The organism is uncultured Desulfobulbus sp. (genome assembly GCF_963662935.2).
Taxonomy (GTDB): domain Bacteria; phylum Desulfobacterota; class Desulfobulbia; order Desulfobulbales; family Desulfobulbaceae; genus Desulfobulbus.
Genome location: NZ_CAXXTL010000003.1, coordinates 215,695 through 242,096 on the forward strand (window position 1 = coordinate 215,695; position 26,402 = coordinate 242,096).

General features: G+C 56.6%; 24 protein-coding genes and 1 pseudogene. 10 read left to right on the forward strand and 15 right to left on the reverse strand.

Translation table 11 applies throughout. The annotated features are described in order from the left end of the window. The first annotated feature begins 20 nt into the window (after positions 1–20). Both hdrA2 and ACHZCX_RS19730 read left to right on the forward strand, forming a co-directional pair. The gene (hdrA2, locus tag ACHZCX_RS19725; RefSeq protein ID WP_319588920.1) at positions 21–2,423 is read left to right on the forward strand and encodes a CoB-CoM heterodisulfide reductase HdrA2; all 2,403 of its coding nucleotides are present in this window, start codon (positions 21–23) and stop codon (positions 2,421–2,423) included. Positions 2,424–2,652: 229 nt separating this feature from the next. Then, on the forward strand, positions 2,653–3,885 hold the full coding sequence (locus ACHZCX_RS19730) for an MFS transporter (RefSeq protein ID WP_319588921.1): 1,233 nt from the start codon (positions 2,653–2,655) through the stop codon (positions 3,883–3,885). 38 nt (positions 3,886–3,923) lie between these two features. Here the strand turns inward: ACHZCX_RS19730 and ACHZCX_RS19735 are convergent, their stop codons facing one another. The 5 genes from ACHZCX_RS19735 to ACHZCX_RS19755 all read right to left on the reverse strand — a co-directional run bounded on the left by ACHZCX_RS19735 (position 3,924) and on the right by ACHZCX_RS19755 (position 8,734). Further along, the gene (locus ACHZCX_RS19735) at positions 3,924–4,751 is read right to left on the reverse strand and encodes a competence/damage-inducible protein A (RefSeq protein ID WP_319588922.1); all 828 of its coding nucleotides are present in this window, start codon (positions 4,749–4,751) and stop codon (positions 3,924–3,926) included. 135 nt (positions 4,752–4,886) lie between these two features. Beyond that, positions 4,887–5,222 carry a PilZ domain-containing protein gene (locus ACHZCX_RS19740; protein WP_319588923.1) on the reverse strand — a complete coding sequence of 112 codons (336 nt, stop codon included), beginning with the start codon at positions 5,220–5,222 and terminating at the stop codon, positions 4,887–4,889. A 2-nt stretch (positions 5,223–5,224) separates the two neighbouring features. Then, entirely contained in the window at positions 5,225–6,019 is a 795-nt protein-coding gene (locus tag ACHZCX_RS19745) for a murein L,D-transpeptidase family protein (RefSeq protein WP_319588924.1), read from the reverse strand. Positions 6,020–6,111: 92 nt separating this feature from the next. Beyond that, positions 6,112–7,272 (reverse strand): MBL fold metallo-hydrolase, encoded by a 1,161-nt coding sequence (locus ACHZCX_RS19750; RefSeq protein ID WP_319588925.1) that lies wholly within the window; start codon positions 7,270–7,272, stop codon positions 6,112–6,114. A 217-nt stretch (positions 7,273–7,489) separates the two neighbouring features. After that, positions 7,490–8,734, reverse strand: a complete 1,245-nt coding sequence (locus ACHZCX_RS19755) for an MFS transporter (RefSeq protein ID WP_319588926.1) — start codon at positions 8,732–8,734, stop codon at positions 7,490–7,492. 24 nt (positions 8,735–8,758) lie between these two features. Between ACHZCX_RS19755 and ACHZCX_RS19760 the strand changes: the two genes are divergently transcribed. The 4 genes from ACHZCX_RS19760 to ACHZCX_RS19775 all read left to right on the forward strand — a co-directional run bounded on the left by ACHZCX_RS19760 (position 8,759) and on the right by ACHZCX_RS19775 (position 12,644). Then, on the forward strand, positions 8,759–8,920 hold the full coding sequence (locus tag ACHZCX_RS19760) for a hypothetical protein (protein ID WP_319588927.1): 162 nt from the start codon (positions 8,759–8,761) through the stop codon (positions 8,918–8,920). Between the two features lie 187 nt (positions 8,921–9,107). Next, positions 9,108–11,018, forward strand: coding sequence for an ATP-binding protein (locus ACHZCX_RS19765; protein WP_319588928.1), 1,911 nt, complete (start codon positions 9,108–9,110; stop codon positions 11,016–11,018). 110 nt (positions 11,019–11,128) lie between these two features. Beyond that, positions 11,129–12,013, forward strand: a complete 885-nt coding sequence (locus ACHZCX_RS19770) for an RluA family pseudouridine synthase (RefSeq protein WP_319588929.1) — start codon at positions 11,129–11,131, stop codon at positions 12,011–12,013. Between the two features lie 70 nt (positions 12,014–12,083). After that, positions 12,084–12,644 carry a DUF2799 domain-containing protein gene (locus ACHZCX_RS19775; protein ID WP_319588930.1) on the forward strand — a complete coding sequence of 187 codons (561 nt, stop codon included), beginning with the start codon at positions 12,084–12,086 and terminating at the stop codon, positions 12,642–12,644. Between the two features lie 187 nt (positions 12,645–12,831). On the opposite strand, the gene ACHZCX_RS19780 is transcribed toward ACHZCX_RS19775, so the two are convergent. Then, positions 12,832–13,629 (reverse strand): EI24 domain-containing protein, encoded by a 798-nt coding sequence (locus ACHZCX_RS19780; protein ID WP_319588931.1) that lies wholly within the window; start codon positions 13,627–13,629, stop codon positions 12,832–12,834. Positions 13,630–13,752: 123 nt separating this feature from the next. Then, the gene (locus ACHZCX_RS19785) at positions 13,753–14,037 is read right to left on the reverse strand and encodes a hypothetical protein (RefSeq protein ID WP_319588932.1); all 285 of its coding nucleotides are present in this window, start codon (positions 14,035–14,037) and stop codon (positions 13,753–13,755) included. Positions 14,038–14,260: 223 nt separating this feature from the next. Between ACHZCX_RS19785 and ACHZCX_RS19790 the strand changes: the two genes are divergently transcribed. Beyond that, positions 14,261–14,635, forward strand: coding sequence for a DUF202 domain-containing protein (locus ACHZCX_RS19790; protein WP_319588933.1), 375 nt, complete (start codon positions 14,261–14,263; stop codon positions 14,633–14,635). A 24-nt stretch (positions 14,636–14,659) separates the two neighbouring features. Here the strand turns inward: ACHZCX_RS19790 and ACHZCX_RS19795 are convergent. From ACHZCX_RS19795 to ACHZCX_RS19810, 4 genes and pseudogenes are all read right to left on the reverse strand, one after another. Further along, positions 14,660–14,862: pseudogene (locus ACHZCX_RS19795) on the reverse strand (4-oxalocrotonate tautomerase family protein). A gap of 48 nt (positions 14,863–14,910) precedes the next feature. After that, positions 14,911–15,216: a helix-hairpin-helix domain-containing protein gene (locus ACHZCX_RS19800; protein WP_319588935.1), complete on the reverse strand. Its 306-nt coding sequence runs from the start codon at positions 15,214–15,216 to the stop codon at positions 14,911–14,913. Between the two features lie 206 nt (positions 15,217–15,422). Beyond that, complete coding sequence (locus ACHZCX_RS19805; RefSeq protein ID WP_319588936.1) at positions 15,423–16,547, reverse strand: spore photoproduct lyase family protein; 1,125 nt, start codon at positions 16,545–16,547, stop codon at positions 15,423–15,425. 14 nt (positions 16,548–16,561) lie between these two features. Continuing rightward, positions 16,562–17,395 carry a glycosyltransferase family A protein gene (locus ACHZCX_RS19810; protein ID WP_319588937.1) on the reverse strand — a complete coding sequence of 278 codons (834 nt, stop codon included), beginning with the start codon at positions 17,393–17,395 and terminating at the stop codon, positions 16,562–16,564. Positions 17,396–17,578: 183 nt separating this feature from the next. Here ACHZCX_RS19810 and ACHZCX_RS19815 point away from each other — a divergent pair, with 183 nt between their 5' ends. From ACHZCX_RS19815 to lptF, 3 genes are read left to right on the forward strand one after another with little or no spacing between them, the layout of a single operon-like run. Further along, positions 17,579–19,084 carry an Rne/Rng family ribonuclease gene (locus tag ACHZCX_RS19815; RefSeq protein WP_319588938.1) on the forward strand — a complete coding sequence of 502 codons (1,506 nt, stop codon included), beginning with the start codon at positions 17,579–17,581 and terminating at the stop codon, positions 19,082–19,084. 45 nt (positions 19,085–19,129) lie between these two features. Then, complete coding sequence (locus ACHZCX_RS19820; RefSeq protein ID WP_319588939.1) at positions 19,130–20,506, forward strand: M23 family metallopeptidase; 1,377 nt, start codon at positions 19,130–19,132, stop codon at positions 20,504–20,506. Between the two features lie 16 nt (positions 20,507–20,522). After that, positions 20,523–22,016, forward strand: coding sequence for an LPS export ABC transporter permease LptF (gene lptF / locus ACHZCX_RS19825; RefSeq protein ID WP_319588940.1), 1,494 nt, complete (start codon positions 20,523–20,525; stop codon positions 22,014–22,016). 723 nt (positions 22,017–22,739) lie between these two features. Here the strand turns inward: lptF and ACHZCX_RS19830 are convergent. From ACHZCX_RS19830 to ACHZCX_RS19845, 4 genes are all read right to left on the reverse strand, one after another. Next, entirely contained in the window at positions 22,740–23,765 is a 1,026-nt protein-coding gene (locus tag ACHZCX_RS19830; protein WP_319588941.1) for an ABC transporter ATP-binding protein, read from the reverse strand. Continuing rightward, entirely contained in the window at positions 23,762–24,457 is a 696-nt protein-coding gene (locus ACHZCX_RS19835; protein ID WP_319588942.1) for an ABC transporter permease, read from the reverse strand. The genes ACHZCX_RS19830 and ACHZCX_RS19835 overlap by 4 nt, the downstream gene beginning before the upstream one ends. 87 nt (positions 24,458–24,544) lie before the next feature. Continuing rightward, positions 24,545–25,435 carry a substrate-binding domain-containing protein gene (locus ACHZCX_RS19840; protein WP_319588943.1) on the reverse strand — a complete coding sequence of 297 codons (891 nt, stop codon included), beginning with the start codon at positions 25,433–25,435 and terminating at the stop codon, positions 24,545–24,547. Positions 25,436–25,482: 47 nt separating this feature from the next. Further along, positions 25,483–26,400, reverse strand: a complete 918-nt coding sequence (locus ACHZCX_RS19845) for a helix-turn-helix transcriptional regulator (RefSeq protein ID WP_319588944.1) — start codon at positions 26,398–26,400, stop codon at positions 25,483–25,485. Positions 26,401–26,402: the final 2 nt, after the last annotated feature.

A 26,402-nucleotide genomic window follows, 5' to 3' on the forward strand; every position in this document is an offset into this window, starting at 1 on the left:
CGAGTTATTGGAGAACCATTATGTCAAAACCAACCCAGGATCCCCGCATCGGTGTCTACGTCTGCCACTGCGGCCTCAATATCGCCCAGTCCGTGGACTGCCACCGCGTCGCCCAGACCGTGGAGAACGAAGACGGCGTCGTCATCTCCAAGGACATCGTCTACGCCTGCTCCGAGCCTGGACAGCAGCAGATCAAGCAAGATATTATCGACAATGGCCTGGACAGGGTGGTCATTGCCTCCTGCTCGCCGCGCCTGCACGAGGCAACCTTCAAGAAGATGATCGACTCGGCAGGGCTCAACCCCTACATGCTCGACATGGCCAACCTGCGCGAGCAGTGCAGCTGGGTGCACATGAACGACCGCGCCGGCGCCACTCTCAAGGCGGAAACTCTGGTCAACATGTCGATTTCCCGGGTGCGCCACCTGCAGCCACTGACCGAAGAAACCCTACCCCTGACCCCCAAAACGCTGGTCATCGGCGGCGGCATTGCCGGCATCCAGGCGGCGCTTGATCTGGCCGACAGCGGCTACGACGTCACTCTGGTGGAGAAAAGTCCTTCGGTGGGCGGGGTCATGGCCCAGATCGACAAAACCTTCCCCACCATGGACTGCTCTATTTGAATCTTAGGTCCTAAGATGACGGATGTCGGTCGACATCCACGGATAAAGCTGTTGACGTTGAGCGAAGTTGTCGATGTAAAAGGGTATGTCGGTAATTTTAAAGTTAAAATATTAAAGAAGGCCCGCTATGTCGATGAGACTAGTTGCACCGCCTGCGGCGAATGCTCCAAGGTCTGCCCAGTGGTGCGGCCCGATGAATTCAACATGGGGCTGGGCTCGCGCAAGGCAATTTACTCGCCCTTCCCCCAGGCGGTACCCTCTTCTTATCTGATTAATGCTAAGGAGTGCCTGGGCCACAACCCAGCGGTGTGCTCGAAGTGCGTCGAAGTCTGCAGCAAGGGGTGCATCAATTTCCACATGTCGGACGAGGAGATCATCGAGGAGGTGGGCACCATCATCGTGGCCACCGGGCTGACGCCCTACGACCCGACTGAGATGGACGAGTACGGCTACACCCGGTTCGACAACGTGATGACCAGTTTGGAGTTCGAACGGATGGTCAACGCCAGCGGTCCGACTAAGGGTTCGCTGGTGCGGCCTTCGGATCGGGAGCACCCGAAATCAGTTGGCTTTATTCAGTGCGTGGGCTCGCGGTCGGCGAAAAAAGGCGCCCGCTACTGCTCCAATGTCTGCTGCATGAACACCATCAAATCGACCTTTATCATCAAGGAGCATTATCCCGACGTCGAGGTCAAGGTGTTCTACATCGACATCCGCGCCTTTGGCAAAGGGTTCGAGGACCTCTATACCCGCAGCCGCCGCATGGGCGCCCAGTACATCCGCGGCTTGCCCGGCTCAGTGGAGGAGACGGATCAAAAAAGCCTGCGGGTGGCAGTGGAGAACGCGGCCACCGGCAAGCTCGAGTACCACGACCTCGACATGCTGGTCCTGGCCCAGGGCATCAAACCCGCGCCCTCGACCCAGCGGCTGCAGGAGATCATGGGCTTGCAGTTGACCTCGGATGGTTTCTACCTGGAAGCTCATCCCAAACTGCAGCCGGTCGACGCCGCCACCCGCGGCATCTTCTTTGCAGGTTGCGCCGAAGGGCCCAAGGACATCAAGGACAGCGTCACCCAGGCCTCGGCCGCGGCCATGCGGGCGATCCGGGTAATGCACAAGGGTGAGATCACCACCGAGCCGATCACCTCGGTGATCATCGCCGAGAAGTGCAAATCCTGCGGCAAGTGCGCCGAGGTCTGCCCGTATGGCGCCATCACCGTGGATGTGAAAAACAAAAAACCGGCGGTGGTCAATTCAGCGGCCTGTGCAGGGTGCGGCACCTGCTCGGCCGAGTGCCGGTTCGATGCCATCACCATGAACCACTTCACCGACGCCCAGATCATGGGCCAGGTGGACAGCATGCTCGACACCGCCCCAGAAGCGAAAATTCTCGCCTTTGCCTGCAACTGGTGCTCCTATGCCGGGGCCGACTACGCTGGTGTGTCGCGCTTACAGTACCCGGCCAACGTCCATCTGATCCGGGTGATGTGTTCGGGACGGGTGGATGAGAAATTCATCTGGGAGGGTTTCCGCCAGGGTGCGCCGGTTGTTCTGGTCAGCGGCTGTCATATTGGCGACTGCCACTATATCGACGCCAACCACTGGACCGAGAAGCGCGTAGCCCGCATCCACAAGAAGATGGAGAAGATCGGCCTCCGTCCGGAACGGCTGCAGTTGGAATGGATCAGCGCCGCTGAGGGTATCCGCTTCGCCGAAACCATGAAACGGATGGAACGGGTCCGCCAGAGTGTCACTGCCGAGGAGATTGCCGACACCCAGAATATCCTCAGCAAGCTCTGATTGTCTCTCACTATCGTCGATATGAAAAAAGCCGGGTCTATGGACCCGGCTTTTTTATGGGAATATATCCTGTGCTTGGGGGTGCTATCCGATTCCTCTCTTTCGGGACGATTCGGAATGCTGAGTGGCGGGAAGATTTCACCGATCTTTTCCACTGCAAAAAGTAAAAGATGCCGTGCGTTGCCTCGTACAAAAGACTGAATCGGACATGACTGAGTACCACTAACCAATGAGCCGGCAGCCCTCTCGTATCCGCGCCGCTCTCCATTCCTTCCTGCCCATGACCAGCAACATCCTCAAACTCAATATCTTTGCCGCCTTGAAGATGATGCTCTTCCCCATGGCGATTATCACTGTGTTCTGGAAGGACCAGATCGGCCTGTCGCTCTCAGAAATCCTTCTGGTCAACGTCTTTTTTTCCGCTGCCAACCTGCTGATGGAATATCCTTCCGGCTATGTCAGCGACCAGCTTGGCTATCGACTCGCCCTGGTCATTGCCTGCCTGTTTGGCATCGGCGGCTGGACGGCCTATCTCTTTGCCCATACCTTTTGGCATGTGATCGGGGCAGAACTGCTGCTCGGCGTCTGCTACGCCTTTATCAGCGGCTCGGACAATGCCCTGCTCTACGAAACCCTGCGGGCTGGTGGACGGACCGAACTCTACACCCGCTGTGATGGACGGATGGCCGGTTGGGCCCAGATCGGCGAGGCTTGTGGTGCTCTCTGCGCTGGATTGATGTACGTGACCGCGCCCTTGCTTCCTTTTATGGTGCAGATCGGTGTCTGGGGGATTGCCCTGGCGGTGTCCCTGTCGCTCCATGAGCCCAAGGCGGAAAAAGGGCCGAAGATCACCTCCCATCTGAGCGAGGCGCTGCGCATCAGCCGCTACGGGCTGGTGGAAAAAAAACTGCTCCGCGCCACCATGCTTTTGGGCATGTTGTTGGGACTAGCGTCCTTTTATCCGGTCTGGCTGGTGCAGCCGTTCATGCAACAGTGCGGGGTACCGGTCGCCTGGTTCGGGCCGGTCTGGGCCGGGGCCAATCTGATGGTCGCCCTCTGCGCCTACCACAGCCACAAGGTTCTGGCTGTTCTTGGCTTGCGGCGAATGTGCCTGCTCTTTTTGGTATTGATTGTCGCGGGATATGCTGGTTTGGGACTGACTTCAATGGTGGGCAGTTTTCTGTTCTACTTCCTACTGACCGCGATGCGCGGCCTCCAGGGACCTATTCTGCGCAGTTTTCTGCAGCAGCATTCGACCCGGTCCATGCGGGCAAGCATCCTGAGCCTGCACAATCTGCTTTTCCGGCTGGGATATGTGGTCAGTGGTCCCCTGGTTGGCTGGGTGAGCGACACGCGGGGATTGCAGACCGCTTTCCTTGCACTCGCCTGCGCCTTTGCCCTGCTGCTGCCGTTGGCTGCTCGCAGTTTTTTACGCCATCAGATGGAATCCGAAGAGCTTTGACCGGGATAACCTCGAAGATCGATGCGACTTTGCGCCGCTCAGACCCGATCCTTTTCCCAGTGAGCAATGCCAAGGGTTGCCAAACCCTGCTGCAATTGTTCAAAGGCGCTATCGACCAAGGTTTTCCGTTCCGCACCCTCGCTGCCGGTGCTGGTAAAAAGAACATCCAACTCGGGAATTTCTCCCAAAACCCGTGCCAGCGACTTGATATACACCTGCGGATAAAGGGCAACCACCTGGCTGAGCGCGGGGACCATGATCGATTCGTCGTTGCAGCGCACGGTGAGAGTCCGGGCAAACGAGCCACCCACGCCAAAGGTCTGGTTGAGACAATCGGCAAGGGAGCGACTGATGATGCCCTCCAACTCAAGTGGCACCCCGGGCAGACAGATGAGGGTCGTTTTGCCGACAGACAGCAGAACGCCGGGAGCGGTGCCCACCGGATTGTGAAGGGGTTGTGCGCCCACCGGCAACCAGGCCATCTTCTCCCGGAATGGATTGAGCCCACCCTCGGTCAGTATGCCGCGGGCATGAAAATCGTCATACCGTTCCCTGACCATCTGCCGTGCGGTTCCATTCAAGGCAAGCTCCACCCCCGCACCCTTGGCCACTGCGGCCAGGGTCAGATCATCGTCGGTCGGCCCAAGGCCGCCGGAGACAAACACCATTTCCACGCCCCGTGCTATCGCTGAACGGACAGCCTCGGCGATCTCCTCTTCGATGTCCGGCAGCAGGGTTGCCCGCGCCACCCGTCCGCCACGGCTGTTGATCAATCGGCAGATCCAGTGGGTGTTGGTATCCTGGATTTCACCTCGGAGAAGTTCGTTGCCAACGGCAAGTATTTCAACGGTCATCGAACTGGACATGGATTTACCTGATGGGGGACGCCGAGGTGCTCTGGCGGCGGCCACGAGCACAACAAAACCAGAAAATGAAGTCGGAGACTCTCACTCTCAAGACGAAGCACCTGCAGGCAAGCAGGGACAGGATAAACCGTGTCCTTACTTGCCTGCTTCGTGGAGCTTGACCAGATTGAGAATATGGAGATAACTGTCCGGGTCGAGATGGGTAAAGGTTACAGCCATGCCAGCGGGGTCGTGGCGTTGAATCACGCCCTGGGCATGGAAATCCATGAGACTGGTTGCACCACTCAGATGGATTTCGATGTCGCAGGAGGTGTTGAGTGCAATGCGGGTGTCAGTCTCCAGAAAAATTCCATGGAGGCTGATGTTACGGGTATCGACTTTCGCCTCCAAGGACAAGTCGTGCCCGTAACGGAGAATCGCCTTGCTGGTGAAACAAATCCGTTGCGACCGGCGTTGTTCGGAGGCATCCATGCTTAACGGCCCTGCTCAAATGAGTGCTTCATCGCCAGTCTCGGGGCACGCGATGTGACTACGTATTCGCCGTTTTGCACCGCTACTTCGGGTACCTGCTTGGATTGCTCGAAGGCAGCATAGCCCGGCTCCAGACTCTGCCAAAATTTAATCCAGGGTGAGACAGCGTATTTTTTCATATTCAACGGGGTCAGCGCAAAAGGAAAGACGTGAACGGCAAAACGCTCCTGTCCCTGTTTCAAGGCCTCATGCGCCAGCAGGTAGATCTCTTCGATGCGGCCGTTGGTCATGGCGAAACAGCCAACGGATTGGCAATCACCATGCACCATGATCAGCCCACCGGTGCGGTTTTTGGCCACATCGAGTTCGTTGGGATACCCAATGTCAAAAGCCAGATGGTAGGAAGATTTGGGGTTCATCTGTTCGGCGGAAACAGAGTAGAAACCTTCCGGAGCTTGCCAATCGCCCTCGTTGACCTTGGGTCCGGGAAAGCCGGAGTAGTTGCAGACTCGGTAGGACTTGAACAGCTCGAAGCCCCTTCCTTTGTTCATCCACAGCTCAAGGGTGCCCGGAATCTTAAAAATACGGACAAAAATCGGCTGACCAACGGCAAAACCTTTGGCCTGCAGCTCCTGCTGGATTTTCGGCTTGGCTTGCGCCATCAGGTTTTCCGACTTTGGGGTCGAGGGTAGGGCAACACCGGTCGCGGATTGAGCGGACAAATCGCCGGCAAATGTCAACATCGAGAATACAAGCAGACCTTTCCACAGGGGAGAAAAGACACGTGTAGGATTCATAAGCCTCCTATAAAAAGGGGAACAAAAAAGATCGGCCACGCTTATAACGCCGGCCGACAACCTCAAAATCATGGTGGACCATGCAGGGACACTCAAGCGCCCCGAGCCTCCTGCGCTTTGGCGTAAGCCGAGGCAGCGCATTCGTTCTTGCCAAGATCCAGTTCTTCCTGGCGCTCCATTTCCTCCTCGCGAAGGTTGGCATTGACCAAACGGATAACAGCATATTCCTCGGGCTGCGGTCGCATATTTTCCTTTATGAACTCAACAAAGGCGGCCAGGTCATCAATATCGTAGATATTCTTGTTCCGTTCCAGAACTTCACCGAGGATGCGGGCAAATATCAGCTCACTGTTGGCCTCCTCCCAGTCGATGTAATGACCGGGTAAAACCAGGAGCCCATGATCAAGCTGCTTGACCATCTGAATGGAATCAAACAGCATCCCGGCCCATTCCTCGGCTTTGCCCCCCAGATCGGGCCGTCCCACCGAGTTGATGAAAATCATGTCGCCGGAGACAATAAAATGCTCATCGATAATATAGGAGGTGGAACCCGGGGTGTGGCCAGGGGTGAAAAGCACCCGGACCTTGGGGCCGCCGAGACTGAAACTGTGAATCTCGCCATCCAGCAATGGGGTGTAGGGATTTTTGGAGGTCTTGAAATCGCCGTCGTTGGCATAAAAAACTGCTCCGGCGCGCTTGGCGATGTCCCGGCTGCCGGCGATGTAGTCGGCCTGAAGATGGGTCTCAAAGGTCTTGGTGATGATGCAGCCCTTCTCCGCCGCAAATCCGAAGTAAAATTCGAGATTGCGGGAAGGATCAAAGAGCATCATCTCCTTGCCGCTGATCAGGCCGTAGCTGCACGAGGCCTTACCCGGCCGGATAAACTGAAACAGCTCGTAATCGTTGCCTTTGGCCACCAATTGGGGAACCAACAGGTTGCCCCAGGTTTTGATGCCGCCGACGAGATACCCGACATCATAACCGTGTCTTTCAAATATCTCGGCCACATAGCGAGCCGATCCTTCCTTGGCGCAGACGATGCGGACCCTGCTGCCTTTCGGCACGCGCGCCACCGACTCCTCCTCGTTCTCCATAAAATCGTAGTAGGAGATGTTGACCAGGGTAAACGGCCGGGGGCTTTCAACGTGAAACCGGCCGAAATCTTTGGCGTTTCTGACGTCGACCACCACTATGTCCGCACTGTCGACAAGCCATTGAAACAGATCCTTTGCCTCATATGTGAATAATGCCATGGTGCTCCTCTCAGAGTGAGACAAATCTTTCCCTCAAAACCGGCTCGGATCACGCTATCGAACCTGTCGATTATTGTCAATATTATACTGAGGTTATCTGTGACAATCCTAATAATTGCCTCTCAGTATTAGAAATTGGTGCCCTTCCTTTGGGGCAAGTACATTCACTGGCGCCACTCTCTTTCCAGGTTTCCGCGGAAACCTTGCCAGAAAGGGCTCAACCTCGACGCGAGACAACCGGATTGGGCAGCAGCATTGCCAACAGTACAGCTCCGGCCGTCAAGCAAGCAGCCAGCAGATAACTAGCAGAGAAAGCACCGGTCTGTTCGGCGATCAGACCAGCAAGGAAAGGCCCGGCTACCTGCCCGGTGGCGAATATGAAGGTGAGAGCGCTGAACAGGGCAAAGGCCTTGTCCGGGCCGGCATAATCGGCGGCAAGGGTAGCCATGATCGAAGGTATGGACCAAGCCACGATGCCGAAGCAGCCGATGGACAGATAGAGAAAAGGCTCAGAGAGTTGGAGGCCAGCCAGCAGATAGGCCAGGGTCTGGACGCTGAAGACCACCATCAAGCTGAAACGGCGGCTGATTCTATCGGCCAGCATACCGAACAAGGGGCCGGAAAAGAGGCTAAAAAAGCCAACCCAGGACCAGAAGGAACCGGCAACCTGCTGACTGAAACCGTATTGCCGGACCATAGTGGTCACAATGAAAGTGGCATAGGCGACAAAAGTGAATCCAAAGATAAAGTAGATAGCGCCGCAATGAAGGATGAGACGCAGAGGAACGGAACGCTCGGGTGCCAGTTGATGCGGTTGTCCGGTGAATATGCGATCTTCCTGCCCGGCGGGCAGCAACCCCAGGTCCTGGGGGCGGTTGCGCAGAACAAGTAGACAGACACAAGCAATCAAAATGACCAGTGCCCCCAACACCACCCAACTGAGCCGCCAGCCATGCAGAGTCAGACCGTTTAACCAGGGTACGGCCAAGCCGGCAAAGACGATGGCTGCCCCGTTGCCGCTGACCACAAAACCAGCGGCCTTGCCCCTCAGCCGGCTGGGAAACCAGGAGGAAAGCACGACCATGATGGGGATGTTTGCCATGGCGCTGCCGATCCCGGTCAGAATATAGAGGCCGATAATGGTCAAAAGATTACCGGCACAACCGATCCCCACCATGGAGAAACCGGAGAGCAGTAAGGCGGCGGTGGTCAGTACGCGAGCTCCAAAGAGCCGGACCAGAGACGAAGTCGCAAGGATGCCCGCTAAATAGCCAAGAAAATTGGCTGTGGAGATAGTTCCCATCTGGGCGTAGGTGAGGTGCAGGTCCTGCCCCATGGCCGGCAGCAACATACCCAAGGCAAAACGGGCCAGACCGATGCAGGCGAAAATACCTAAAGAGCCGGCGGCTACAATCAGCCAGCCGTAATGAAAAGGCAGTTTTGGGGGTATTGATGATGCCATCCGTAACCTCTTCGGCGGATTTTTTTGATCGAAGTGGAGCGAAACCAGCGGCAGATCATCGCAGTCATCCATGTGCCATTACTCCGGCATCGAATGGTTGCAGTACTTGCGGGGCTCTTTCATGCAGTGATAGTCCGGGCCATCCTGGCAATCGATTACGCCAATGATGTCGATTATCTTGACTAAAAACGCCCCGTAGGATGCGCTCTTTCTGTTACACACTCCAAAAAGCATCGACTCCCCCGCACCTTGTGTTAACAACGAAAAATCGTTTTCTCTTTGACATCGCCGAATCAATCTACCTAAAATAAACCATGTTGCCAAAAAATCTCTTCGTGTACCACCTTTGATCCACGGCGCAACCGCCCTACTCATGCACCTTCTTCAGACTCTTCGCCACCGATTTTTTCTTTTTTTGCCGCCACGCCACTGGGGTTCTCACCTGCGGTCAGCACTGTGCCAGCGGCTACCGGCTGCAGTTGCGTTACCTGCCCTCAACCCCGACCTGGGCAAAACCGCCTCCTTTTTTTACATCAGTTTTTCCGATATCTATACGGCCGCCGGGCTGATGACCGTGGCTCTGCTGCTTCTGGCTCTGATCGTTCTCAACCAGCGGAAAAAAACTATCATTTCCAATACATCAAAAGCACTCGAAGAAACCGAGGCCCGCTACCGCCTCCTCTTTGAGCACTCGCCCGTCCCCCTGATGGAAGAGGATCTGAGTACGGTCAAAACCTTCCTCGATCAATTGAAAACCCAAGGCATTGTTGACCTCAACCGTTACTTTGCCGAAAACCCGGAAAGCCTGGCACGTTGCGCAGCCATGGTACGGATCATCGACGCCAACCGCGCCGCCCTCAAAATGTACGGGGCCGAAAATCCCGGCGCCTTGAGCCAGCTCACCTTGGTCCTGCCTGACGACCAGAATCTCCATTTCAAAAACGAACTGTTGGGACTCGTTAAGGATGGCGGCAGTGAAATTGTTCTCGAGAACAGGACGTTAAGCGGGTCCGCCCTAACAGTTGAACGGCGATCGGTGATTGCTGCCGGTTTTGAGCAAACCTGGCGCAAGGTCTTTGTCACCGTGATCGACATCACGGAGCAGGTGCGGCTAAGAAACGAAAACAAATCCTTTGAAAAACAACTGCAGCAGACGCAGAAACTCGAGGCCATCGGCAGTTTGGCGGGCGGTATTGCCCACGATTTCAACAACATCCTGGCGCCAATCATGGGCCGGGCCGAACTGATGCTCATTGAAAACACCGGCAACGAGCCCCTGCGCGAGCACTGCCGGGGCATCATCGACGCCGCCAAGCGCGCCCGCGATCTGGTCAAGCAGATTCTGACCTTCAGCCGGCAGGTTGACCAGGAAATCAAACCCGTCTCGCTGGCTGACATCGTCCGAGAGGTTGTCGGGCTGATCCGTCCCACCCTGCCCGCCACCATCGAGGTCGAATGCAATCTGCCCGACCGTGGCCCCAGGGTGATGGCCGACTCCACCCAACTGCACCAGGTGATCATGAATCTGGTGACCAACGCCTTTCACGCCATGGAAGACAAGGGCGGCTGTTTGCGTTTCCACTTAGAGACCGTCACTCTCGGAGTTGGCGAATTCAACGACCTCTCCATAGCACCTGGCCTCTACCAAAAGTTACACATTGAGGACAGCGGCCACGGCATGGACCAGGCGACCATCGCCAAAATTTTCGACCCCTATTTCACCACTAAACCACGAGGCAAGGGGACAGGGCTCGGGCTGGCAGTGGTTATCGGCATCTTGCGGGGCTACGGCGGCGAGATCCGAGTACAAAGCGAGATCGGCAAGGGCACCCTCTTCACCCTCTACTTTCCAGTGGTGGAACTGGCCGCCGACCAGACGCCAACCGAGTACGGCAACCTAGATCCCCTGCCGCGGGGAACGGAACATATCCTCCTGGTTGACGATGAAAAATCGATTGCCGACGTTACCACCGGCATGCTGGTACGGCTCGGTTACAAGGTAACAGTGCGCATCAGCAGCTACGATGCCCTTGAAGCCTTCCGCAATCTGGCCGACCGGATCGATCTTTTGATCGCCGACCTGACCATGCCGCAGATGACCGGTCTGCAGCTGTATCGGGAAATCAGGAAAATCAGACCCGACATCAAGGTCATCATCTGCACCGGATTCAGCGAGCAACTGGACAGCCGCAACTCGAAGTCCATCGGCATCCAAGGGTTTTTGTATAAGCCGGTGGTCATGTCCGACCTTGCGCGCTGCGTTCGCTCGGTCCTCGACGGCTGATTCCCGTAAACACTGGCAAAAGCGGTGGATTCGGGTTATGTGATGGAAGAGAAGAATGAGCAACGACGTTCTCTTCCAGACACTTGCAACCAGCTACGGCGAGGATGTGTATGAAAACAATCAAGGTGACGGAAGAGTCCACGCTGCTGGCCACTCTCCTCCAGGGCGGCTATTCGCGCACCAAGGGCAAGCAGTTGCTCAAATACCGGGCAGTCATGGTGAATGATCTGCCGGCAACTCGGCTCGATCAGATCCTCGCTCCAGGAGATGTGCTCACCATCACCTCGGCAAATGAGGTCAGTTCCGGCTATCCACCCTGTCCCGGTCTGAATATCATCTACGAAGACGCCGACATTCTGGTCATTGACAAACCTCCGGGTTTGCTGACCATTGCCTCGGAAACCGAAAAAACGAAGACCGCCTACCACCAACTGACCGCCTGCCTCCGCGAACGATCTGACGACAAATCCCGGGTTTTTATCATTCACCGATTGGATCAGGGCACCTCGGGCCTGCTGGTATTTGCCAAGAACGAAATCGCCAAACATGCGCTTCAGGGGTCCTGGCAGGATGCCCGTAAACGATACTGGGCTATCACCGAAGGCCGGCCGCAAAAAGACAGCGGTACGATCACCAGCTACCTGTGCGAATCAAAAATCCATCGGGTCTATTCGGTCAAAACGGACAATGGCGAGGGCAAATATGCCGAAACCCGATATCAGGTGGTGCAGTCCAATGACGACTACGCCCTGCTTGACATCACCCTGATCACCGGCCGCAAAAATCAAATTCGCGTTCATCTCGCCGACATAGGACATCCAGTAGCCGGCGACAAGAAATACGGGGCAAAAACCGATCCCATTAAACGCCTCGCCCTCCAGTCCTATTTCCTTGCCTTCACGCACCCGATCAGCGGCGAGCCAATGGAATTCACCCTCGATCCGCCGGGAAAATTCAAATCGCTGCTAGCCAGGAAAAAGCCGCCTAAAACCTGACAAGGGGGATTATCGCTGTGGCCACATCATGCCGCCAAGACCCTGCCTCAAACCAGAGGAGACGCCTGCTTTGAAAATTGTCGGTGTTTTCTTGATGGTTGCACTACTGCCGGGATGCGCCAGCCTGAGCCGCGAGCAATGCCAGCGGGGCGACTGGTACGGCATCGGCATGGCCGACGGTCAGGCAGGGGAAGCGGCTAGCCGGAAGGACCAACATGTTCGCGCCTGCTCGGAATACGGTATCCAGATCAACGACCAGCAATATTTTGACGGATACGACCGGGGTCTGGAGGATTACTGCCGGATTGACAATGCTTTTGAGAGCGGTTTACGAGGCAAGCGGTACCAGCACGTCTGCTCGCCCGCCATCGACGCCCTCTTCGAACGCTGCAACAGAGCCGCCTACGAGGTCTACCGGATCAAAGGGGAACTTGATCGCCTGGGGGATCAAATCGACAGCCAGGAATTCAGGCTGCGCGGCACGGATCTGTCTGACGACTACCGCCACCAACTCAGATGCGACCTCCGCGAACTGGACCGGCAATACGATCGACTGCGCGGCGATCTCTACTTCAGCGAGCGGTATCTTGACGAATTGAGGGATGAGGTCAGGATGCACCCCATCCCCTGATTCAGATTCTGGACTTCAGCCAACGTCTGCCTGACTGTTGGATCTCCGACCTCCTGCTTTCCTCGCCGACGGACGCCGTAAAATTCATTTTTTTGCAGGCTGCCGCCTTCTCCTCCCGCAAGGTGCCGGAACCAAGAGTATTGACTGCCAAATCGACGAACCATGTTCGCCGACGGGGAGACTATCTTCAAGAAGCGGACACAATCTCCTTCCTGCCTTCAATCACGAGGAAATTAAGGGTGGTGTGGATGGTGAAAAGCGGGAAGAACAGGGCCATCAAAAAAACATTGAGCAGCGGGATCATGCTGATCATGGCCGGAAAGATCCCCAGCCGGAAGGCTTGACGATGGTGCTGCCGTAGCCAGAGCAGTTTCTCTCCCAGAGTCCAACGATAACGGGAGGCAGGATAGTCGACAAACATCAGGGCTGAATAAAAAGCATAGAGGACAAAGACCGCCGCCTGTCCGATGACCGGAATGAAGTTGGCAAACAGGGCCACAACGGTGACCACCAGTCCCATGGCGCCGATCTTGATTCCCTCCCTCAGATCAACCAACGTCCCAGACAGGGTGAGAGTTGCCTCTCCCTGCCCGGCCTGTTCGCAGTAACGATTACCGGCCCAGGTGCTGAGAAAAACATAGCCGGGCGTGGTCAGACTGTAGGCCAGGACAAAGGCCAAATAAAAGGCAACCACCCGGGAGAGCACCAGATAAATCCATTTCAAGGCTGTCCAGCCCCAGAGGAGCGGCCAGTGCCAGAAATGCTCAACCGAAGGCGGCGTGATAAAAAATGAACCGGTGAACTGGTTGATCAGGTCAACCGAGAGGAGATAGCCAAACCAGGTGAGCGTCCCCGTGAGGATGACCAGGATAAGGCTCCATCCCAGCAAGCGGGGATAACGGCACAGAAAGGCGAAGGAATGAGCGAGTGGCACCCAGGGTGGCGGCGCGGAGGAGTTGTTCGGGCTACGTGCTGGTGTATGCATGGCTTGTTTCGATAAAAGGTGACGAAAAATGAGGGCGCGGTCAATTAAAACTGGCGCCAGCGCCTGACCAACCCCACGAGAAAAAGTCGTTTTTCCGCCCGCCGGGCGGATTGTCGGGGACTATCACCCCTGGTAGACGCAGCTGACCAGATCAGACATCTCGCATTCAACCGTATGTGCTGCTAATACGCTAAAAACGGCCGGTAATTGTTCCCGGTTGTCGATTTCCAACAGCGGGCCCCGCTCATCCTCATGGACCGAATACCCATGGGATTGCAGCACAGACAAGGCCTCTCCCAGTCGGGTGACCACCAGTCCCAAACGAGAAAAATCGTTCATATAAAACAGCGGCCAATCCAGATGGCAAGCAATCGGCTTTCCTTTTTCCATAATCGGCAGCAACCCCATAATTCTCTCCTCAATGTTATGTTGTTCCCTTGACAAACCACCCACGGAAAGAGGTCGGGATCTCCATCTCGCCTTTGTTGGCTGCCACAGTCTACAAGATCGTTACCCAGAGGGAGATAGAGATTTCCCTCTCTCTTCTCCCATGCTATTTTTAAAGACAGCCTTCTTTTTTAACGAGGCTGATTTTGCACCTGACGATCACAACCTTACAGGAGGTGACACCATGTCAGCACTCAATGATCCCAGGGTGTTTTTCGCAGCGGAACGGACCTTACTCGCCTGGACCCGCACTTCGCTGACCCTTATGGCCTTTGGCTTTGTGGTCGAACGGTTCGGCCTGTTTATCCAAATGCTGTTGCCGCAACACAGTGAAACGCTGCAGCGGGGACTCTCGTTCTGGATCGGTCTCTCGTTTATCATCCTCGGTGCGTTTGCCTCAATAGCGGCGGTGGTGCAGTATCGCAGGGTTCTGCGAACGCTCAGGCCCGAAGAAATCCCCGTCAGTTACCTGACCCACCTCGGCTCCTGGGCCAATCTGATCGTCGCCATCCTTGGCGTGGCTCTGAGCGCCTACCTGTTTCGAGGGTCCCTGCTTTAAGCGGCCAGCCACTGGGCAACAGACTCATTGCCCCTTTTTTCTGCGGACTGTGACCGTCTCCCCACCAATGCCCCAGTTGTCGGTCTCGACCTCATCGATCACCTCCACGGTAGTGGCTGGATTATTGCCAAGAACATCCTGCAGCAACCGGGTCACGCCTTTAATCAGCTCCGCCTTTTGCGTGGCACTCGCCCTTTCCTGGTGATCTTAATGTTGACATAGGGCATGATCTGCTCCTTTCCGCACCCTCTGTTCGTCTTTCTTTAACTGGTTTCTCACAGTGGGTCCTGCCGGGAAAAGGCTGAGTCGTAGCGACGTTTGCGCTCCCCGGTGAACAACCACCAGGGACGTGCCTCCCCACCCTCCATGAAATCGATCGCGGCCATGAAGGTATCGAGAACGCAAGGATCCTGACGCTGCCCGGTCACCTCCTCCAGGGCATGAAAAAGGGCCAGCGGATCTCGGCCAATGAGTTGTTGCGGCAGCTCGATCCCGAGCAGGCGCAGATCAGCGGCCATGGCCTTGCCAATGTTGGGCAGGTGCTCCAGCCGGAAAACGGTTGTTCGATCAGGATTTTTCATCACCAGGTATCTGCTGCCTCCTGCACGGTCCGGGCACTCTCTGATAAAAGGCGCACCTGGCTTTCCGCCCCGTTTTCGCTTAAAAAATGCTGCACGCCGCGGCAACTTTCCGGTCAATCATTGTTCACCTCATCACTCCTTGTGGCCATACCACAAGTGCTGCCAGCAAAATAATCCCTGCCGCCCCAAAAACCAAGGAGCAGCCTTCATCGCGGCCATCCAAGAGACCGGTCCAACATCGCCGGCAAGCCACCCCGCTCCTCCGGAACAAAGCCGAACACCTCTTGCCATATGGTATCGTTTTCCATGCAGAAATAGATGCAGGTCCGCGGATCGGCGTGTTTGCGCAGCTCATCATGAATAAACCGGTACATGGCCACCCGCTGGGGTCGGAAATAGCGGCGCTTGCCGTCGAGGCCGTCGATGAATTCCTGATAGAAAAAGCGCGAGGCAGGAAAGCGCTCAACGGCAATTTTTTTCAACGAAGGTAGATAGCGAAGGGCGCCCATGCTGATCCAGGCGATCGACTCGGCCGGAATCTCTGCAAACAGGCGGCCGATGGTCTGCCGATACCCTTCCTGCCAGCCTTGGTGCAGGATAATCGGGTCAAAATGAAAGGCGAGCTTGTAGCCCCACCCGGCGCATCGTGCCGCCGCCTGCAACCGTTCCTCCAGGGTGGCGGTGCGGATTTCTTCCCTGGCCATGATCGGCGGGCTGTTGAGGGACCAAGCGACAATGGTTCGACCGCGATGATCGAGGCCCTCGAGGTTGGCAATATTGACGCTCTTGGATTTCAACTCCAGCACCGCGTTGCTGCGCTGGGCCATAAAGTTAACCAGCCGGGGGCTGAGATGGGTGAGGGTGTCCAGGGCCAGGCTGTCGGTGAACTCGCCGGTGCCGATCCGGAAGAACCGCTCGGGCTCGGCATCCAGGGCTAGGTCGAGTTCTCCAAACAGATCCTCGACATTGACGAAAAAGCTGAGCCAAGGGTTATTGAGATAGGCCTGGAGGATGCAATAAACGCAGTCCATGGGGCAGTTCATGCCGATATTGAGCACCTGGTAGTCGCAGCAGCGGTACTCGCGGGTGCCGGGACAGGGCTTGAAGAAGACGCCCCGGTTGCGGCAGAGGAGCAGGTGGCGTTTGCCGGTGCTCAAATTATAGGGATAGTCGCCGTCAATCTCGGGGACACCCCGCTCGCCGATCACGGTCACAGGAAGGTTGGCACGGGCCATGATCTCCTGGGTGTAGGGCAGATCAAGACAGTCTTTGGCCACATGAAGATGGGTGACAAAACGGGCGGGGTCGCCGTAGGAGGAGGTCTGTTTCAAGAGTTATTTCCCCATTATGATTGATAGCGGGTGATCAGGTCCAGATAGTGCGCCCCTTCCTCGGGGCGGCCGTGTTTACAGCAACCTTGACCATAGATTATGCATTTACGTATTAGCTCGGCGGTTGCGGCCCGCTGCTGCTCCCGGTTCAAGTCGCCCGCGTCGAGCAGGTGGCACAGCGAACGAATACGAAAAGTGTCCATGCCCACACGGTGGATCTCGGAAAGCTGGTCAGGCCGGCCGCCGTCCTTGCCGGTCAAAGGTTCGGGCACAAGCAGAAAGGGTTCCCGGCACCCCACCCGCAGCCAGAGATCGTAATCCTCGCAGCATGGTAAGGCTTCATCAAAAAGTCCGTAACGGTCAAACAGTTGCCGCCGGGCCATGACCGTGGACATGCCGACCACGCACATCCCCAAACTGGCGGCAAAGATATCGCCATGGGGAGGATCGTGCTTCTTTTTCTGATTGACCCGCTGACCCCGGCGAAACCAGCGCTCACGGGTATGGGAAATCAGGAATTCCGGCTGGGCTGCCATGGCCGCCGCCTGCAGGACCAGTTTGTTCGGTAGCCACCAGTCGTCGGAATCGAGAAAGGCGAGCAACTCCCCCCGCGCCCTGCGGATGCCAAGGTTACGGGCCGCAGACGCGCCCCGATTGTCCTGGCGCAGCAGATGGATAGGGACAACGGAACCGGCGGCCAGCCGTTGGACCACATCCGGAGTAGCATCGGTAGAACCATCATCGACCACAATCAGCTCGTCGCAAAGCCGACGCTGCGACAACACTGACTCTACGGCCCGCACCAGATGGAGCGCCCGATTATAGGTAGGAATTATTACAGAAATCACATCTGTTACCGAACGCGGCGGGGCACACCGCGGGGGTGCCGGCCTTTACTGCAGCCAATTTACGCTAGCGGTTTGCCGATAGTAGAGTATAGTAAAATGCTTGTTTCATAAAAACTTACGCGCCCGGACCGCTGTGCGCCTTGGTCGTCGGTTGCAGCGGACGGCATTTATCCAGGCACTTCTATGTACACAGACATCCTCATCAATGCAACCTTCTACGAGAACCGGATCGCCCTGGTGGAGAACGGCAACCTGCGCGAATTCCACTTGGAGCGCGTCTCGGAGAAAGGGCTGATCGGCAACATCTATCTGGGCCGGGTGGTCCGGGTCTTGCCCGGCATTGACGCCGCTTTTGTCGACATCGGCTTGGATCGAACCGGTTTCCTCTATGTCGACGAGGCTCTCTACATTTTTTCAGAGAATTATCAGCGCCTTACACCGGGCCACAAACTCAGGTCGATACCGTCGCCCCTCCTCCCCTCCACCCCGGCCATCAACGAGATTCTCCACGAAGGCCAGGAGATCCTGGTGCAGATCGCCAAGGAACCGATCGGCTCCAAGGGCGCCCGTCTGACCTGTAACATCACCCTGCCCTGCCGCAACCTGGTGTTCATGCCGCTGACCGACCATATCGGCATCTCCCGTAAAATCGAGGATGAAACCATCCGCCAGCAATTGCGTGACAAAATCGAGGTGCTGCGGCCGCCGGGTACAGGCTTTATCATGCGCACCGTGGCCGAAAACATCGGCAACGAGGAGCTGGAAGCGGACATGGAGTTCCTCCTGCAGCTCTGGGACGAGATCCTGACCAAATCACAGAAAACCCCAGCGCCCTGCCTGATTTACAAAGATCTTGACATCATCCTCCGCTCGGTCCGCGACTTCTTCACCGAGGACATCAACGAACTGGTGATCGACAACCGCGAAGTCTACGAGCAGTTGCTCTCCTACGCCAAGACCTTTGCCCCCCAATTGCAGGACAAAATCACCTATTACGATTCCGACCTCCCCCTGTTTGAACGGTACGGGGTGGAAGCGGACATCAACAACGCCCTGGACAAAAAGGTGTGGTTGCGCTCCGGTGGTTATATCATCATCGAGCCGACCGAGGCCCTGACCGTCATCGACGTCAACACTGGCCGCTACGTTGGTGCCACCGATCTGAATGAAGCGATCTTCAAGACCAATATGGAGGCGGTTCGGGAGATCGCCCGCCAGCTTCGTCTGCGCAATCTCGGCGGCATCATCATCATCGATTTCATCGACATGGAGAGTGAGCAGCACCGGGAAGAGCTGTACACCGTCTTTCAAGAGGCGATGCGCAACGACAAGAGCAAGGTCAACATCCTCAAGCTCTCGGAGTTTGGTCTGGTGCAGATGACCCGCAAACGGCTCTCGGAAAGCCTGACCCAAACCATGTGCGAGCCCTGCTTGTACTGCGGCGGCGATGGGTTCATCAAGTCGCGCCGCACCGTCTGCCACGAGATCTTCCGCAAAATCAGCCGGGATTCGCGCAAGATCGGCGGCTCACATGTCACCATCAAGGTGCATCCCCATATCGCAGAGATGCTGCTCAATGAAGAATCCTACTCCATCGAGCAACTGGAACAAAAAACGGAAAAACGGTTCACCATCATTCCGGTCCCCGACATGCACCTCAAACGGTATGACGTTATCTGGAACGAATAAAACAACCCGGCACTTCATCTAACCCGATTTTCACGACAGTTTCCCATGGCAAAACATATCCGGTTGCGCAGTTCCTCGCGAAGAGGCGGTTTCTTCAAGACTTTTTTTCTGGCACTGGCCTCATTGGCGGCCGTGGCCCTTGTCGTGGTCGCCTTTCTTCTCTTTGAGTTCGAAAAGCCGACCCTGGTTCTGGAAAAGGAGATTAAATATCTGGGCGGCAAGGTGGAACTGCCCCTGCGGGTCACGGACCAGAAAAGCGGCATCAGCTCTATCGTCATCACCCTGAAACAGGGGGAGAAAACAGAGCAGCTCCTGGAAAAGACCTTCCCGCGCCAGGCCTGGTTCAAGCCCGCCGGTCCTGCGTCGATCAGTGAAAAGGTGGTGATCGATGCCCAGAAAGCCGGGATCAAGGAAGGTCAGGCGGAACTGTTGATTTCAGTTCGCGATTTTTCCCTGAACGGCCTGTTCAAGGGGAATGAAACCCTGCAGCGGATTCCAGTAACCATGGACACCAAACCGCCCAAAGTAACGATTGCCCATGCCCAGCGGGCCATCCATCCCGGCGGCAGCGGTATAGTTCTCTACACCATTTCGGAACCACCCGGAAAGCATGGGGTGATGATTGACACTACCTTTTTCCCAGGGTTTCCCCTTGGCAAGAAAGACGCTTATATTTGTTATTTTGCACTGCCCTGGGACGCCAAGCAGCCGGAGAAGATGAGGGTTATCGGCAATGACGAGGCCGGAAACGAGACCTCCCTGCCCTTGATCACCACCTTCAAAAAAGAGCTTACCAAACGGGACAGCATCAATCTCAGCGAGCTGTTCCTCCAACAGAAAATCCCGGAATTTGAACAGCATTATCCGGAGATGAAGGGGACTTTGGTGGAAAAATACCTCTATGTCAACAACCAGGTGCGGCAGAGCAATGCCCAGACCATCGCCCAAGCCTGCTCCGCCACCGATTCGCAGCAGTTGTGGGCCGACCGCTTCCTGCGTATGTTTGGTTCCGGCCGGGCCGGATACGCTGATCAACGCACCTACATGTACAACGGTACGGCCATCGACACCCAAACCCACCTCGGGGTTGACATTGCCTCCTTGGAACGGGCCGAAATCCGGGCTGCCAATCGAGGCAAGGTGGTCTTTGCCACCTATTTAGGCATTTACGGCAACGCGGTCATCATCGACCATGGCCAGGGAATCGCCAGCCTCTACTCCCATCTAAGCAGCATCGACACCACCGTAGGTACCTTGGTGGAAAAGGATCAGCCAATCGGCCATTCCGGTGCCACAGGAATGGCTGGCGGCGACCACCTCCACTTCTCCATGCTGGTGCATGGCATTTTTGTCACCCCGATCGAGTGGTGGGACCAGCACTGGATCGATGTCAATATCAAGTCCGTCCTCAATGCGCTCTAATTCAACCCAGGAAAAGATGGGAAATGGGACGGGGAACAGAGGTGTTCCCCGTTTCCGGTGGCGACGACCGCCGTTTTTGCTCTACAGCTACATTGCCAACGAGCTCCTGGCCCCATTCTTCGCCAGTTTTCTCATCCTCTACTGTGTCTTTTTCCTAGTCCGTCTCATTCCCCTGCTAGAGATAGTCCTCTCGCTGCGCATCGGGATCGGCGACTTTATCCGCCTGTTTTCCTATATCTTTCCCCACATGCTGCTCTACATTATTCCCATGGCCAGCATGGCCGGAGTCATTGTCGGCTTCACCCGCCTGACCAACGACCGGGAGATCTTGGCGCTCAAGGCCTGCGGCGTCAGTCTCAAACAAATGCTGCCGCCGGTGCTTCTCATTGCTGCCGCCATCGCCTTCCTGACCGGCTTTTTTTCCATCCGGCTCATCCCCGCCGGTGCCCTGGGGGTCAAGCAATTGATGTTTCAGCTGGCCAAGGAAAAAATCGACAAGGGACTGAAGGCCAAGGAATTCACGGAGGCCCTGGGCGACATTGTCGTCTATGTCGATGCAATCGACGACCAGCAGGGATGGCACGGGGTCTATGTCTCCGACATGCGCGGCGGCCGCACCCAGCCCCTGATCACCGTTGCCAAATCAGGCCACATGGAGGCCGAGATGGAACGGATGTTGGTGACCATCATCCTCACTGACGGCACGCTCCATAACAACGAGGGTCCGGATAACCAAGTGATCCGCTTCGCGCGCTATCAACTGCAAATCTCTCTCCGGCCACCGACTCAGATCGGCAAGGAGGACGTCACCAGTCAATCCCGTGGCGCCATGAGCCAGGACCAACTCCTCCAGGCAGCCGCTCGGCAAAAACCCGACTCCAAAGAAGCAAAAATTTACCTCTCCGAATACCATCACCGGTTAATCCTGCCGGTGGGTTGTTTTCTCCTCAGCCTCATTGGGCTGCCGCTGGGCCTGCAGGCTGGCCCTGGCAGACGCGCTGTGGGCATCCCGCTGGGGCTCGCTTTTTTCGTGTTCTATTACATCACTCTGACCACGACCCGAGTGATGAGCGAGGATGGTTTTTTACCCCTGATATTGGGCATGTGGCTACCCAACATCCTTTTTTTTATCCTGGCGATATTCCTCTTCCTCCGAGTGCAGCAGGAGCGCCCCCTTGTTCCTGAACGTCTGCAAGCCGTTTTTCTAAAACTCTATGACCGCTTTCTCAAAATTGCCTGTCAACGGCTTATTCACCTGACCCGAAGGGTGAGCAACCGCTGGATATTACATAAACCTGCCCTCAAGAAAGAGGTGGACCCAAGTCCTCCTTCACTCCTGATTCACGCCAACAGCACCACCGGCATCTATCATCTTCCAGATTGTGCCCAGTACAATTGTCCGGAATGCCGCTTGAAATTCAAGAGCATCGCAATAGCCCAGGAGGCCGGATTTGTCCCCTGCGAGTTCTGCGCAACTCGGGTGGCAAAGGCGCAGACCGAAACGGACTGATTGCATCCAGGAGAGCCTTACCTGTGCAAGGCCTTTTCATTCGATCACACTGTAATCGCGAAAGGAACCGCATTTCAGGTTCTTTTCTCACCGGACAGCGCTGAGTCGTCCCACTTTCCCTCCAGACTCGCGAGGCAACACCAACTCATGCGCTGGTTCATCCTTGCTGCCTTCGTTCTCCTGCATGCGGCGGCTGCAACAGGCCTTTTCTCATCTGAAGCAGTGGCTCCGGTCGTGGCTGGTTCAATTTACCTCCCCCTCATGCCACTCGAGGCTGTGGGCATCCCGGTGTTTGATCACGCTGAATCCGGCGGCTGGGCGCCCCCCTCGCTGCTTGGTTGGATGATAGTTGTTTCCCTCTGGTCTGCTCTCTGGTTGGTGATGGCGACGCTTCTGTCACGCCTTTTCACGAAAAGAGGAGGCCGTTCCTGACCTCGTGTTTGCCCGTATCCCGCCAGAGATCCTGGCTTCGGCAAGGTTTCTCTGCCGATAAAAAGCCGGCTTTCATGGAAGCCTGGTTGCCTCTACAGGCGATGCATTTCGCCCTGACAGCAAACCAGAGATTTCTCCCGCTGGTCGAAATGATAGCAGATAAACGATCTGTGAACGCTGCATCTCTCTGTCATGCTCTGCTGTCATCTCGAACGCAGAGAGAGATCTCATCCTTCTAGCCCTCCAGGCTCAGTATTTCTGTTACCGTCTCTTTGTCCGAAGTCAGAATGACTAGCCCAACAGGGTAACGGCGTCTGGTGCGAACCGTAGGTGCATTGTTTCGCCAATGGCGGGGCGTTGGTGCTGGTAGCTGGCGCGATCCATGAGCACCACCATCAGGACGCCGATATTGACTACCGCCCTGATCTTCTCGCCTTCGGCCATAATGAGCACAATTGTCCCCATGACACCCTCATTTGCATGCAGATCGTCAGTTCGGCTGAGCGTTATTTTTTCGGGATCGATGTAGACCCGTCCGCTCCTTTTCAGTTGGTCAGCCGACGGCGGCGTGGCGAAAGGGATGGCCACCCGGCCATGCAGAGAACAGCGGAGGCAGCCGTTTCCCCCTGAAAGCAGGGAGCAGGCATAACTGTTCTCGTAGGTCGTGGCCGCCAGCCGACCGTTTTCCAGCACCAGGGTGTCCTGGGCCAGGGCCGCGGCTTGCAGCCGGTCATGGGTGGTGAAGATGATGGTGGTGCCCCGGGCCGCATTGATCTGTTGGAGCAGCACACTGATAACTGCCTGATTTTCTGCATCCACGCTGGCGGTGGGTTCGTCGCAGAGCAGAACGCTGGGTGCAAGCGCCAGGGCGCGGGCCAGGGCCAGCCGTTGGGTCTCACCGCCGGAGAGTTCATGGGCGCGTGCAGACTTGAAGGGCCGCAGTCCGACCATCTCCAGAACCTCGTCGACCACCCGCTGTCGCGCTTCTTTCTCCATCCGTCTGATTTTCAGTCCAAATTCGATATTGTTGCTGACCGTGGTGGAAAACATGATCGGGTGCTGATCGACCACAACGACTTGCCGCCGCAGGTGCAGCATTGCGGCCCGCGAGGCTGCCACCGCTTGGCCGCGAAAGACCATTCTGCCGGTGGTCGGCGTTTCCAGAAAACCGAGGATATTCAGCAGGGTGGTTTTGCCAGCGCCATTGGGCCCAAGCAGGGCATAGATGCGGCCGCTCTCGATCTCCAGATGGTCAATATCCAGAACCACTCGCTCGTTGTACTGCTGGGTCACCTGGGTCAGGGAGTAGAGCATCATCGGCTACTCCTCCCCTGGACAAGATTAAAGAGCACATTCATCCCCAGGCTCAGGGTCATGAGCACCAGTCCCAGGGCCACGGCCAGGGTGAAGGAGCCTTTGTCGTATTCCAGGGCCATGGCGGTGGTCATGGTGCGGGTAAAGCCTTTGATGTTGCCGCCAAGCATCATCGAGATGCCGATCTCGGAAATCACCCGGCCAAAGGCGGAAATGACGGCGGCGGCTATGCCGAACCGGCCTTCGCGCAGCACCACCAAGGCGGTCTGCCAGCCATTGGCTCCCAGCGTCCGGGCGGTCTTGCGATAGCGCTCGTCGACCCGGCTGATGGCGGCGATGGTCAGGGCGGCGATCAGCGGCACAATGAGGATGAACTGGCCGATGATCATCGCCTGCTGGGTGTACAACAGGTCCAGGGGGCCGAAGATGCCGCGCCGGGAAATGAAGACATAGACGAACAGGCCAATCACCACCGTAGGCAGGGCCAGGAGGGTGTTGAGCAGGGTGATGATGATCCGCTTGCCCGGCAGGCGGCCGTGGGCGATGGCAAATCCGGCTGGAATGCCCACCAGAGCCGCAAACACCGTGGCCAGGCAACTGACCGAGAGCGAGACGCGAACAATAGTCAGCAGCTCCGGATCGAGTGACCAGGCCAGACGGCAGGCGGAAAGAAAGCTCTCAAGGAAAAAGGCCATGGGTTTGAGCAGATGAAAAGGTGGTAAAAAAAAGCGGGTGGAATCACAAATTCCGCCCGCCCGGATGGCTGAAAGCTAATCCAGCCCTTATTTGGCGTCGGGGAAGAACAGTTGCTTGCCGTGCAGTTTGTAGTCGGCGATGACCTGCTGGCCCTTGGGGGATACCAGCCACTGGGCCATCTGCTCAGCCAGGGCAGCCTGCACATGAGGATGCTTGGCAGGATTAACCGGAATGATGCCGTACGGATTGGCCAGCTGGTTGCCGCCCTCGCAGAGGATATCCAGATTCACCGGCACTTCCCGGCCGAATTTGTATTTGATGTAAGTGCCGCGATCCGCGATGGTGTAGGCCTGTTTTTCATCGGCGATGGTCAGGGTCTTCCCCATGCCCTGGCCAACGGAAAGGTACCAGTCGGTGCTGGCTGCCGGGTGGACGGACTTGATCTCGACCTGCTTGCCGTCCTTTTCCACGGTTGAGGTCCCGGTTTCCAGGGGCAAACCTGATGCTTTCCACAGCTCCTGCTCCTTGGCATGGGTGCCGGAATCATCACCCCGGGAAATAAAGGTGGTCTTGGCGCTCGCGATCTTCTTCAGGGCGTCGGCGCCTTCGGTCGTGCCTTTGATTTTCGCCTTGTCGCCGGCCGGCCCGACAAGGATAAAATCGTTGTGCATTACCGCGTAACGCTCGGTGCCAAAACCGTCCGCCACAAAGGCGTCTTCCCGAGCCCGGTCATGGACAAAAATAACATCAACATTGCCGTCGATGCCGTCCCGGATGGCGGCGCCCGTGCCCTTGGCAATCACCTTGACCGTGATGCCGGTGTCTTTTTCCAGGGCCGGCAGCAGCACATCCAACAGACCGGATTCCTGAGTCGAAGTGGTCGTCGACATCTTGATCACTTTTTGTTCAGCCAGGGCAGCCGTCCAAGCAAAAGTGGTCAAGATAAGACCGCAGAATACTATTTTTCCGAATTTCATCGCATACTCCTCTTGAGTGATTTCAGGCAGATATCCACCCCTGCCCCTTACATGGTCTGACTTTCCTGGAAGACGATCTTGCCCGCCAGGCTTAAATCGTATCCCTTGATCGAGCGCCCGGCCTCCTTGAAGGGGTCCGACTGCAACAGGCCGAAAAAGGCCTGGATCGACTGCTCGAAAAAGACCTCCTTGGACACCAGCAGATCGAACCGCTCCCAGCGCAGGGGCAGGAAACCCAGATCCAGCGCCCCGGCTACCGCTTCGATCCCCGGCCCGACGTCGGCCCGTCCTGCCAGGATCTCCAGGCCGACATCCATGTGGCGCGGCACCTCGTAGTCATAGCCGATAATCTTGTCGCTCCGGATACCAGCCTTGTGCAGTTCGCGATCCAGGAGCAGCCGGGTGCCGGTTCCCAGCGACCGGTTGACCAGCCGCAGGCCCGGCTGGCCGAGATCGGCCACCGAGAGGATTTCCCGTGGATTGTTCTTTTTGACCAGCAGCCCCTGGAGGCGGCGGCAGAAATTAACCACCACCGGCATCTTGTCGAACTCCTGGGCCGCAAACTGAAAATTGTAGTCGGCTTCATCGTCCTGGATGAGATGGCTGGCGGCGATATGGCAGAGGTTGCTGCGCAGTGCTTGGACGCCGCCCAGGCTGCCGAGGTTGCCGAAGACCGCCAGGTGTCCGGAAAACGAACGGTTGAACAGGGTGATGGTCTTGTCGAGGAGGATGTCGTTACTGCCGGCAAGAACGACCAGTCGCTGGTTGGAGGTCAGGGGGCGGATATTTTCGGGAAAATTGATGGTATTGTTTTCCACCCACTGTTCGATCAGGTATTGGGGAAAGAGCCATTTGCCGGCAATCTTCGTGGCCGGCATAGCCTTTTCGGCAACCAGGGTGTACACCATCTTTTCATGGATGTTGAGGAGTTCGGCGACTTCTTTGGTGGTCAGCAAGCGTTTCATGG